Below are 10,887 nucleotides of genomic sequence, written 5' to 3' on the forward strand. Positions count from 1 at the left end.
TTGATGTCAACCGACGTGCGATAGGCACCATCACTGCCAATCCGGTGGCTCTCAAAGAATGTGTTGTGAGGGTCTTGCGGCGGTGTGGACGGATCGGGCGTATCCGCGCTCATCTGACCAGAAAAAAGAACAGCCAGAAGCACTGCACCCAACGCACGGAAAATGAATTTCATGATATACCCGTCTGATTCTGAAACAGAATTACCATCTCAACTACTTCACATTCTTGTCAACACTCAATTACCTCTCCGGGTGAACCAAAACTACAATACTTCAGAGTCTTCCCAGACATTGAACTGAAGCGATTGACCTGTCCGCACCTGGTGGCACCGTAATGTGCCAGAAAGGTTGGCAGGAACACGCGGATTGGCTCACCAACCAATAAGGTCAGTCTCCTTGCCAGCGCTGGACTTGAAGACGGCGCTCTCCAACACCGGTGCCACCGCATTCGACGCAGCCCTTCCCCGAACAACTTCTGCAAGAGGTGAGTTGAAGTTCCTGCCCAAGAACGCCACGCAGAACATCACGCACCAGAAACTCGGGTGATCCCAAATCTACCAAACGGTTCAACGCTCCCGCAGCAGAATTTGTGTGCAAGGTGGAAAGAACAAGCCTGCCAACCTGAGCGGCGCGAATGGCGATTTCCGCCGTATCTGAATCTCGGATTTCGCCGACCATGATAACGTTTGGGTCATGCCGCAGCACGCCTCGCAGGATGCGTGCGAAACTCAATCCAATTTCGTCGTGGACCTGGATTTGCTGAACGCCAGCCAAGTTGTACTCTACCGGATCTTCGACAGTGACAATCTTGCGGGACGGCGTGTTCAAATAGCTGAGGGCAGTATAAAGTGTTGTTGTCTTACCCGAGCCTGTGGGGCCGGTGACAAGAAACAGGCCGCTCGGGAGATCAAGAATTTTCTGCACCCAGGAAATTATTTCCGTATCGAACCCAAGCTTGTCCCACCCGAGCCTAAGCGCCTTGGGGTCGAGAACACGGGCAACAATACTTTCTCCCAGTTGAGTTGGAAGAGAGGAAAAACGAAAATCTACCCGTCTACCCGCTACGATCGTCTGAAATCTTCCATCCTGCGGCAAGCGCCGCTCGGCCACATTGAGGCCAGCCATTACCTTCAGACGAGCTGAAATAGCGAGAGGGTTCAGTGTTGGCAAACCTCGCTGCTGCACAAGGACACCGTTCAGCCGATAACGCACGGTATAGCTGTCCTCAGTGGTTTCTACATGAATGTCGGACGCACCACGCAGGACTGCATCCGCAAGTGTCTCTTGAACGAAGCGAATAACAGGTCCATCCACGCCGGCTTTTCGGAGCTGTGCCGCGTCACGCTCCGTCAATCTCTCCGTTGGATCTTGCTCCAGCTTGTCAGTGGGATTTTGCGCCAGCAATGCCCTGATCTGTTGAGTGGTTGCCGCAATAACACGGATTGATCGCTCCAGGTGAAACGCCAACTCTCGCTGCAATAGTACATTGAGCGGATCGGCCATGACGACAGGAAGTTCAGGGTTTCCACTCGCCAATGGAACAACAAGCTGGGATGCCCAATAGTCTGCCCCGAGCTTCCTCAACGCGTCCTGATCGATCGCGTGGTCAGTATTGTTCAGCACGTCGAAGCCGTTAAGTTCGGCGATTGATGCGATCAGATCAGGTTCCTCAACCAGACCTAACCTCAACAGAAGGCGGTCAGTGGGAACATTTTGTTGTTCGGCAAGTAGGTATGTCCGTGCTGCACTTGATTGGTCAAGACGACCCGCAGCGACAAGCGCTGACAGCAAGGAATCCGTTGGACGCTTTGGGGTGGACAAGATGAAGAGTTCGTTTTCTGATTGAATTTAACTTGGGCCTGGAACAACACTAGGCGCAAACTCAGCGTGTTGCCACGACTTTTGGGTGAGGGTGCTTTGAAAAATGATGAACCTGGCGCGGCAATTGCGACATGCAAGCAATCTCAACTCATTTCTGGAGGGGGTTCTGGGCATGTTTCGGCCCGGGGGGCCAGAGTTTGCACTTCGGCACGTTGTGATCAAACGGCTTCCGTTAGATCACCTGACTTTCAGGGGCGGCTCGAAAAACGTTGTGCTCCTGCTTGACCGGTCTCTTGCCCTCGAGAAAGAAATAACCCTGCCCGTCGCTGTACGAAATAAGGCGTATGATGCGATTGGTCTGAAGTTGAAAACCACCCTGCCGATGCAAGGGCGAGCACTGCGCTGGACACATCTCCGGGTTCCATCAGAAGGTAATTTTGATACTTACCAGGTTCTGATTTACAAGCAGGAATTTCTGGACGCAGTTATCGAGCAAGCAAGACAGGCAGGAATTAAACCCCGAAGAATTAGTGTGGAAGGCGCCGAGACTCCACTCTGGGACAGCGAGCCGAAATCGCAAGGGAACAAGCGCTTTTGGGCGGGCGCTTCGTTCTTGTTGATCACGATTCTGGCGACGGGTCATGCAATTTTCCTTGGCATGCGGATGTCTGGATTGGAGCATGAGCTTGAGGCGAGGCAATCAAGGATAGCCGCGCTTCAATCACGCATCGAAGACGCGCAGTCCAGAATGGGAGAGCGCAACGCGCATGAGGATATCGTCAACGATCAGATCAGGAAATTCAATGCACAGTCGAGACCGTTAACTCTTTTGTCCGCAATGGGTCGTGATTTGCCAGAGGGTGTCTGGCTTTCAGAGCTGTCAGTCTTGTCAGACAGTATACGCTTGTCCGGGTTTAGCACAGCTGACGTCATGAGCGTTATCCGGAGCCTTCAGGCGCTCGACTGGGTTAGCGATGTACGTCTTGAGGGGCCGGTATCAGAGGAATCACATACCGGGCAAAAACGCTTCGACTTAAGATTGCGATATCTCCCAAACGGGTATGACCGATGAACAGGTTGCTTTATCTCGGGGGCTTGGCCGCCATTGCTTTCGCTGCCTTTCTTCTTGCCACGGTTGTAGGTACCCGGGGATACAGCGGGGTAGCGCGACTGACAGCTGAACTTGACCGAGCGCGCGAGCAGGAGGAAAGGTTGTTAGCCTCAGCAGCGGAAACACTGCAAGGTGACCGCTCACTTACTGTACCCGATTATCTGGTCTGGAAAGGCTCTGACACTGCCGAAATTGAGCTGGAACTGCAGCAAACCTTGCTCGATATCGCTAGTCTCTCCAGGATGACGGTTTTAAACTTTGGAACAGGACGACTGGACAGTAACCAACCCTTAGCCGAGATGACCTATGGACTTGAGCTGGAAGGTGGGCATGAGGAGCTGGTTACGCTTCTGAATTTGATCGAAGACCATGAACCCCAATTCTCGATCGCCGAGTTATGGTTACGCCCCTATCCGAGGGATCCCTACGACACTGTTGCCCGCCTGAGCGTGCGGCTACGGTTGCTCGTTTTGACACATTAATTATGAGGTTGTGATGAGCCGTCTGCCCCCGCTCGGTTTTTTTGCGGCATTGATAGGAGCTACAGGGGCGATACTTTTGCAAAGCAGTCCGCCTGTTAAAGAGTCTGCTCCGGTTGCTCTATCTGCCCAACCGACGAATACGCCAGCCCACCTTGCAACTCCTGCAAGGCGACCTGTCCTGGATCCGGGCGAAGCAGTCAGAAACTTTGCATTGAACCCGCTTCTCGCGGAAGGACGAAAAGGGCCTGAACCAATCTCCCCTGATCCGGAAACACATGAGGAGGTTATACCTTTCACTACCGGGCCTGATCTTGTCGCGCCGACTTTCGCTACTGAAACACATTTCGAAGAAAATGTTAATTCCCCACCGCCCCCACTCCTCCTGAGTGGCTATTGGCGTTTTGGTGATACACGCAGGGTATTGATCCGAAACCAGGCCACTGGCGAAGAACGTTGGTTTGCGGCGGGGGAGAAAATCAGCGACTGGACACTGGTAGAAATGACACAGAACCAGATTGTCTTGGAGTTGGGTGGTGAGGTGAGGACTATCAAACGCGATTCGGATATTGTACCGTAACGAAAAAGAGCAGTTAACAAAAAACGGGTATTATCATGCAGGCTGGGAGTCGAGGCCTTTCGGGCCTACTGTTCGTTATGCTGGTTGCGTCAGCTTGCGATGCGCTTCCTCCGGCTACAAGCTCGGGCATGTTCGGTTCAGATCGCTCGAGAGGTTCAGAGAGCTCGTCCCGCACCCGATCTCAAGGTATTGTGACGGGCGTTGCGCCTGGTGGCATGCAACGCGGAACGGATTTGTTCCTCGGTGAAGGCATGGGAGGATCGGCCAACGCCCGGGCCATAGTGGTGCCTCAGGATGGAGAGACTGTTCAGCTTTCACTTGTAAACGCCTCGGTCGAAGCGGCGGCACAGGCAGTCCTGTCCGAAACGCTCGGTTTGAATTTCGTGATACACAATGATGTTCAGGGGCGGATCACACTCCAGACAACAGGTCCGATACCGACCAGCGCCCTGCTGGAGCTCTTTGAAGCAGCTCTGGAAGCAAATGGTGCGCAATTGCGCAAGGAAGGTAATGTCGTCAGGATCGTGTCGGGAACGTCAGGTAACAGGATGTTTCGTGTTGCGGGATCCGATGGTGTGAGCGGATCAAACATCGTTGTTGCTCCTTTAAGCTATGTTTCCGCTAGCGAGATGGTAAACCTTCTGGCGCCATTGACTGAACAAGGGCTGAAGGTTGTTGCTGAACAACGCAGGAACATGCTGCTTCTCTCTGGCTCTGCAACGATGATTGAATCTGCTCTTGATGCAATGAATCTGTTTGATGTCGACGTTTTGTCAGGAAAATCTGTTGCACTCGTGCAGTTAAGGGCAGCCGATCCGGAACAGATAGTGCTGGAACTCAAAAGCATCTTTAGCTCCGAAGAAGGAGGCATGCTGGATGGGGTTGTCGAGTTCATTCCAAACCCTAGGCTTGGGTCTGTGCTGGTCATCTCTTCGCGCGCTGCTTATATCGATAGGGCACGGCGCTGGATACGTAATCTCGATCAGGCAGCAGCAAGCGCTTCGTCATACCTTGCCACCTATCAGTTGCAAAACCGGAGTGCGGAGGAAGTGGCACCGATCCTGAATGAGCTTCTGACTGGCGGAGGATCCGGGGATGAAGGGGGAAAGGCACTACGTGTTGCTGCGGACGATAGCCGCAATGCGCTTGTTGTCATGGGCGACAGCAGTGAGCATGAACAAGTCACCACCCTGCTTCGATCTCTCGACAGCGCAATGAGACAAGTTTTGCTAGAGGCTACGATTGCAGAAGTGACACTCAATGACGAAGTCTCCGTCGGGACAAGATGGTTCTTTGAATCGCGGAATTTCAACATAAGGTTTTCAGATCTCGCCAGCGGAAGCACTGCAGGGACCTATCCGGGTTTCACTGCAATCCTGGGGGGGAATGACGTGAATATCGCACTCTCCGCCCTTGCCGGGGTGACGGATGTGAAGGTTATTTCGTCACCCACCCTTATGGTCCTCGACAATAAGGAAGGAGTCTTGCAAATCGGTGATCAGGTGCCTGTTGCACTGCAGAACTCAACTTCAGGAAACGCGCCAAATGCTCCGGTTCTTACGCAGATCGACTATCGTGACACTGGTATCATCCTGCGTGTAAGGCCGCGTGTCGGGACGGGAGGGCGCGTACTTCTGGACATAAGTCAGGAAGTCAGCGAAGTTGCACTCAACCGCACTTCCGGCATTGATAGCCCGACAATCAGACAACGAAGGGTGCAGACCAGTGTTTCACTTGCCGATGGACAGACACTTGCGCTTGGAGGGCTTGTACAAGAAAGGGACAGCGATTCAAGAAGTGAGGTTCCTGGCCTTGGACGAATCCCGGTTGTGGGAAACCTGTTTCGAAACAGAAGCGGCAATAAAGGACGCACCGAATTACTTATTCTGATCCGTCCTCTGGTCATCAGAGATGGCTCTGAGGCCGCGGCTGCGACCCAATATTGGCGTGGGCGACTTAGCCAGGCTGACGGTCTTCTGCAGACGGGGCTGGGAAGTGGACGGCATAGGTTGCAGGACTTTCTGCAGTAAAGCCGCAATGCTAAAATTCCGATTCAAAGGATATACGCAACAGGGCGATTACGAAACCGGCGAAGTATCGGCAGAGACAGAGGCCAGTGCCTACGCCCAGATCGTGACCCTCGGTATGACCTTGACCGAACTCAAGCAGGTCTCGTCGATTAATGAGCCTGTTCTCCTGAGGTCATGGAAAGCGAAACAGATCGCAGCCGAGGCTCAGGCCGAGACTGCAGAGCAGTTGTCAGCGATGTTCAGCGCTGGAATTCCTGCACCACGTGCAGTTGAGATTATTGCCGAAACTGCGGCTGATCCTTCGGTTCGCGCACATTTTCACCGCGTCTCGCTACTGCTAGCGGAAGGTAACACCTTTGCCTTCAGTATGGAAAACGCGTCGCGTGGGTTTTCGCCGTTGTTTTCTATTCTAGCAGCGGTGGGTGAGGATTTTGGCGCAATCGGGGCCCAATACCCCATGCTGGCGAGGCTCTTGCGGACACAGGACAAATACAGGGCGCAGATAAAATCCGCGATGATATACCCAGCAATTCTGCTCATCGGTGCCCTGCTGCTGATCTTGTTCATGGCACTGTTCCTGGCTCCCCGGCTTGAAACAATCTTCGAGTCAGTGTCGCGGCCCGTCCCCGCGTCGATCACAATATTCGGACGCATTGGCGATCTGTGGCACCAAGGAATTCTACCGATTGCCATGGCCGTTGGTATAATGTCACTATATTATCTGTCGCGCGTCGATGCCATGCGGAACCTTGCAGATCGCACAGTATTGCGACTTCCGGTGATCGGGCCATTGGTGAAGGCATCCACCCTATCGGTGATGATGCGCGCACTGCAAGTGATGCTCACTGCTGGGGTCCCCATGGCAGTCGCTTTAGCTCGAACAGCAACGATCTTTCCTACTTCGACATTCTCACTAACTTTTCAGGCCGCCGCTGAGAACCTCCAGGCTGGAGAAACAGCGCAAGCTGCTTTTAGCAATTCGCGTGATATTCCACCAATTGTGCTTGAATTGTTTAGAATCGGGGAAGAAACCAATACGCTTTCCTCAATTCTTGACAGTATTTGCGAGTCACTCGGCAATCTGGTGGAAAAACGTTTGCAACAGGCAATGGCTCTGCTGACACCAGTCTTGACGCTCATAATAGGAGGCACAATTGCATTACTGGTCGCGTCTATCATGGGTACTGTCTTGTCCGTCAATGATCTTGCCTTCTGATTTGCGTTGTAACAGATACAAAAATGCTGGGATTAGTCTGCTTGAGGCATTGTTCGCTTTCGCGCTCATTACCCTCATTGTTACTATATCCTACCCGTTGCTGACCAATATGCAGTCGCGACAAGTTGAAAGGTTGCAACAGCTTTACCTATCTGAGCTTGCCCTGTCTATACTTGAAGAATACAGAACCGTGCGCCCACTCGCTGGCGTGCGTGGGGAGAATGCGCAAGGCTGGAACTGGAATATCGCGACACAGGCCGCGCGGCCGGACGGCCCGACACCGCTTGATGACGTGATGGAATTGCACGAGATTCAAATTGAAGTTTGGCACCGGACCCGACCACAGCAACGCTTCCGAAGCTCTACCTTCAAGGCGGTGGCTCGATGAACAAAAAAAGACACACAAGCTCGGGAGTTTCGTTGCTCGAAACCATGATTGCCTTGCTTATAATGGCCTTCATTGCCGTTCTGGTATCAAGCGGCCTGGGCCTTGGGGTCCGGTTTTACGAACGAGCCGGGGGCATTCAGGACGATGTGGCGCTTGCGCTCGCGAGGCGTGACTTCAGAAACTGGTTGGAACACGCGTTAGACAGATCTATGCCCGGCGACGACCGCCCAGTGTTCGAAGGGACGAACCAAACATTTCGGTTTCTTGCTGTCGCGCCGTCTTCAGAGTTCTGGCCTGGAGAGGCGACATTAGTCACACTTGGCACGGATGGGTCTCTTTCTGTTTTAGGACGCCTTTCAGCGGACAGTTCTCCGTTCGAGAAACGTTTGGCATGGTTGCCCGAAAATGTCGGCTATCATATCCGGTACTGGGGTAGTCATCGGCTGGGAGATCCGGCCGCATGGCACGATCAATGGCCCGGCTCCGCGCAATTACCCACGCTTGTCAGGATCGAACCTGACAGTGCAGCAACACTTGTTCCTGTATTAAGCATACGTCCTGGCAAGGCATTCTATCAGCGCGAGATATCACGATCCTCATTGGTTCCGCCTGGACGTCCATCACGGCCGTAGCTTGTGATGGAAAACGCCCTGTCTCCGGCGGGAGATCGGTAAATCCATGGGCGCTGCCATGGGTCAAGCAAAGCATCCGTTGAATCAACGTAGGGGCCCTGCCAGTTGGGCAAACCCTGAGGGGCTGATAGCAGGGCACCCAGCCCCTCAGCTTCACTGGGAACACGACCGGTGTCCAGTTGGAAAAGCTGAACCGCGGAACGGATATTCTCGATCTGGACCACAGCTACCCGTGATTTCGCACGCCCGAAGTTTTCCATCAATCTCGGTGTCGCGAAACCTGCAATCAATACGATGACCGCAAGCACGACCATTACCTCAAGCAGTGAAAGTCCAGCTTGTGGGTTACGCCTGATCAGACCGCAACGATATCTGCCCATATGTCAACTCCAGATCAGAAACGTCAGAAACACACCATATGCGATGAAGGGGCCGAAGGGAATGCCGCTGCCTCTCGTCGAGCCTGATAAAAGCCCAGCAACGATGCCCCCGACGCAAGCGAGCATTACTCCAAACCAGAATGCTTCCTGTCCGAGTAAAATGCTGGACGCCGCAAGTAACTTCACGTCCCCCAAACCCAAGGCTTCTCTCTGCCTCAGTCGCCAATATGCCTCGCTTCCGGCCCAAAGAACTACCAAAACCCCTGCGGCAAATATCAGCGTCGTACCATCCAGGTTTCCTGAAAGATGGCCATGCCCCAAACCTATCACCGCAACCGTTGCAGAGGCCCAGTCGGGGATGACATGGCGGCGCAAATCGATCACACTAAGAGCTGCAAACACCGGGAGCAGAACGACGGAGGCAATTTTGTCATATGCTTTCTCCGGCAACAACACGATGGCCGTCACAACATAAAGTCCCAGAACCAGATGCAACGTCTTGTCAAACGTCAACGCATTTTACCCCCCCACAAATCCGGTCGTGACCCTAGCCACGGCTTCATTCTTATTTCAACCCTCTTTATTGCCCTGCTCCTGATATCTCTTGTTGTTTCCATCCAGTCACGCGCGCTGAACAACCAAAGGTTATTGACCCGACTGACACAAGACATCCGAGAGGACATCGCACGTGATGCGATCCACGAGCGACTGCGCGGCATAGTGGCGATTGCGATAGTACAGGACACTCCTGCAGATATTCGATTCCCTCTGGACGCATCGGGCTTTGTGCTACGGCAAGACGAAATGGACTGGCAGGTCTATCTTCAGGATCAGGCAGGGTTGCCGCACCTTTATCTGGCCCGACCTGAGCTTTTGGCAGTTGCCTTCCCCGATATTCCCGACTTCTTATCTCGGCGTGATGTTCTGATACGCGCCCTCGGCGCCGGGCAGCACTTGCCCCGGCTGGAGATGTCATTGGCTCAGCTGCGCGTGCCGGCCCACCCACCGCACATGGTCACTCAATCAGGTCGGGCGGCACGGATCAACCCGCATCATGCGCCAGAGCCCCTGCGCACCCGCTTAAGCAGTTTGCCGCCATACCTTGTGCTGGATGGCCAGCCGCAGGTTTTAGGCGTGCGAATCATGCGACAATGAGAACCCGGCGATCGCCACCCATCAGCAGCGTGCCCAGCCGGTGTACCAGCCGTTCAGCGGGACGCCCCATACTACACGACACGGGGAACATTTTGTGAATTTTGGGGCTGGAATCGACCTGCGAGATAGATTCTCGAGCATGGACTCTTTCCCTGCAAGGATTTTGTCCATAACCAGTTTTGCTCTCGCCGATTTACAGAAGACGTTAACCCCATATGTGCAGTTGGACAAGTCACGCATTGAAACACTCTGCCTGCTCGTGCTTGGGATGATCAGCGCCCGCACTGTCAATCTGACCCGCATTGCTTCAGAGAGACCAACTTGCGCCGAGGTTGCTTCGACCTACCGTCTCCTGCAGCGTCTCTTCCAACACGTGATCTTGCCCGATAATTGGAGCGTCGGCATCGTAATGGTGCTGATCGGCAATCCAGATCGACACTGTTGATGGCATGGATGCCCCCTCCCGACTGCATCGCAATGTGCCATATGTGGACGGCCCCCTCCTCGCAAGAACTCTTCGATGATTTTGATCAGATCGCTTGCGTTCATATGTCCGGCCTGTTGGTGCGCTCACACATGAACGCTGGCCAAGATGGTTTCCGCTACGTGGGTTCCAAACAAGGTGACGGCCACATCGAGAGCTTCCATGTCCGAGGTTATCATCATCGGGATTGATCTGGCAAAGCGCGTTTTTCATTTGCACGGCGCGCGCGGCGATGGATCTGTCGTGTTCCGCAAGAAGCTTTTGCGGGCTCAGATGCTGGCATTCATTGCCCAACACTCGAAGTGCATTGTTGCCATGGAAGCCTGCGCCCTTAGGCGTTCCCCGGATGTTCACTCATGCGACAGGTTAACATGATCTGGTTTGTATTGATGAAGGGCGGCTGAATGAGGCAGCACCAGCCAGATCGGACGCATGCCTCATCTGAAGTATTGTAGTTTTGGTTCACCCGGAGAGGTAATTGAGTGTTGACAAGAATGTGAAGTAGTTGAGATGGTAATTCTGTTTCAGAATCAGACGGGTATATCATGAAATTCATTTTCCGTGCGTTGGGTGCAGTGCTTCTGGCTGTTCTTTTTTCTGGTCAGATGAGT

11 protein-coding genes and 1 pseudogene are annotated in these 10,887 nt (G+C 53.5%); 9 read left to right on the forward strand and 3 right to left on the reverse strand.

Annotated features, from left to right (window positions below):
* Nucleotides 1-387 precede the first annotated feature (387 nt).
* Entirely contained in the window at nt 388-1,791 is a 1,404-nt protein-coding gene (locus PUT78_RS21825) for a GspE/PulE family protein (protein WP_274354369.1), read from the reverse strand.
* Between the two features lie 133 nt (nt 1,792-1,924).
* On the opposite strand from PUT78_RS21825, the gene PUT78_RS21830 reads away from it, so the two are divergent.
* The 6 genes from PUT78_RS21830 to PUT78_RS21855 all read left to right on the forward strand — a co-directional run bounded on the left by PUT78_RS21830 (nt 1,925) and on the right by PUT78_RS21855 (nt 7,625).
* Nucleotides 1,925-2,893 carry a PilN domain-containing protein gene (locus PUT78_RS21830; RefSeq protein ID WP_274354370.1) on the forward strand — a complete coding sequence of 323 codons (969 nt, stop codon included), beginning with the start codon at nt 1,925-1,927 and terminating at the stop codon, nt 2,891-2,893.
* Nucleotides 2,890-3,414: a hypothetical protein gene (locus tag PUT78_RS21835; protein WP_274354371.1), complete on the forward strand. Its 525-nt coding sequence runs from the start codon at nt 2,890-2,892 to the stop codon at nt 3,412-3,414. The genes PUT78_RS21830 and PUT78_RS21835 overlap by 4 nt, the downstream gene beginning before the upstream one ends.
* A gap of 13 nt (nt 3,415-3,427) precedes the next feature.
* Nucleotides 3,428-3,991 (forward strand): hypothetical protein, encoded by a 564-nt coding sequence (locus PUT78_RS21840; RefSeq protein ID WP_274354372.1) that lies wholly within the window; start codon nt 3,428-3,430, stop codon nt 3,989-3,991.
* A gap of 215 nt (nt 3,992-4,206) precedes the next feature.
* Nucleotides 4,207-6,021 (forward strand): type II secretion system secretin GspD, encoded by a 1,815-nt coding sequence (gene gspD, locus PUT78_RS21845; protein WP_274354373.1) that lies wholly within the window; start codon nt 4,207-4,209, stop codon nt 6,019-6,021.
* A gap of 7 nt (nt 6,022-6,028) precedes the next feature.
* Nucleotides 6,029-7,237: a type II secretion system F family protein gene (locus PUT78_RS21850; protein ID WP_274354374.1), complete on the forward strand. Its 1,209-nt coding sequence runs from the start codon at nt 6,029-6,031 to the stop codon at nt 7,235-7,237.
* On the forward strand, nt 7,221-7,625 hold the full coding sequence (locus tag PUT78_RS21855; protein WP_274354375.1) for a hypothetical protein: 405 nt from the start codon (nt 7,221-7,223) through the stop codon (nt 7,623-7,625). Before PUT78_RS21850 ends, PUT78_RS21855 begins: the two co-directional genes overlap by 17 nt.
* Before the next feature lie 574 nt (nt 7,626-8,199).
* Here PUT78_RS21855 and gspG read toward each other — a convergent pair.
* Nucleotides 8,200-8,637: a type II secretion system major pseudopilin GspG gene (gene gspG, locus PUT78_RS21860; RefSeq protein WP_274354376.1), complete on the reverse strand. Its 438-nt coding sequence runs from the start codon at nt 8,635-8,637 to the stop codon at nt 8,200-8,202.
* Between the two features lie 3 nt (nt 8,638-8,640).
* On the reverse strand, nt 8,641-9,150 hold the full coding sequence (locus tag PUT78_RS21865; protein WP_274354377.1) for a prepilin peptidase: 510 nt from the start codon (nt 9,148-9,150) through the stop codon (nt 8,641-8,643).
* On the opposite strand from PUT78_RS21865, the gene PUT78_RS21870 reads away from it, so the two are divergent.
* The 3 genes and pseudogenes from PUT78_RS21870 to PUT78_RS21880 all read left to right on the forward strand — a co-directional run.
* Entirely contained in the window at nt 9,127-9,792 is a 666-nt protein-coding gene (locus tag PUT78_RS21870) for a hypothetical protein (protein ID WP_274354378.1), read from the forward strand. The two genes, PUT78_RS21865 and PUT78_RS21870, sit on opposite strands and share 24 nt — an antisense overlap.
* Nucleotides 9,793-9,931: 139 nt before the next feature.
* Complete coding sequence (locus PUT78_RS21875; RefSeq protein WP_274354379.1) at nt 9,932-10,237, forward strand: hypothetical protein; 306 nt, start codon at nt 9,932-9,934, stop codon at nt 10,235-10,237.
* 201 nt (nt 10,238-10,438) lie between these two features.
* Nucleotides 10,439-10,606 (forward strand): annotated as a pseudogene (locus PUT78_RS21880) (IS110 family transposase); the annotation flags it as partial.
* Between the last annotated feature and the right edge of the window lie 281 nt (nt 10,607-10,887).

It is taken from the genome of Roseinatronobacter alkalisoli (assembly GCF_028745735.1).
GTDB classification, from domain to species: Bacteria; Pseudomonadota; Alphaproteobacteria; order Rhodobacterales; family Rhodobacteraceae; genus Roseinatronobacter; species Roseinatronobacter alkalisoli.

Bases quoted from the DNA above. Each gene is read 5' to 3' on its own strand.
- PUT78_RS21870 (WP_274354378.1), top strand. From the start codon at position 9,127: ATGCAACGTCTTGTCAAACGTCAACGCATTTTACCCCCCCACAAATCC.
- PUT78_RS21835 (WP_274354371.1), top strand. From the start codon at position 2,890: ATGAACAGGTTGCTTTATCTCGGGGGCTTGGCCGCCATTGCTTTCGCT.
- PUT78_RS21850 (WP_274354374.1), top strand. From the start codon at position 6,029: ATGCTAAAATTCCGATTCAAAGGATATACGCAACAGGGCGATTACGAA.
- PUT78_RS21875 (WP_274354379.1), top strand. From the start codon at position 9,932: ATGGACTCTTTCCCTGCAAGGATTTTGTCCATAACCAGTTTTGCTCTC.
- gspD (WP_274354373.1), top strand. From the start codon at position 4,207: ATGCAACGCGGAACGGATTTGTTCCTCGGTGAAGGCATGGGAGGATCG.
- gspG (WP_274354376.1), bottom strand. From the start codon at position 8,637: ATGGGCAGATATCGTTGCGGTCTGATCAGGCGTAACCCACAAGCTGGA.
- PUT78_RS21840 (WP_274354372.1), top strand. From the start codon at position 3,428: ATGAGCCGTCTGCCCCCGCTCGGTTTTTTTGCGGCATTGATAGGAGCT.
- PUT78_RS21830 (WP_274354370.1), top strand. From the start codon at position 1,925: ATGATGAACCTGGCGCGGCAATTGCGACATGCAAGCAATCTCAACTCA.
- PUT78_RS21855 (WP_274354375.1), top strand. From the start codon at position 7,221: ATGATCTTGCCTTCTGATTTGCGTTGTAACAGATACAAAAATGCTGGG.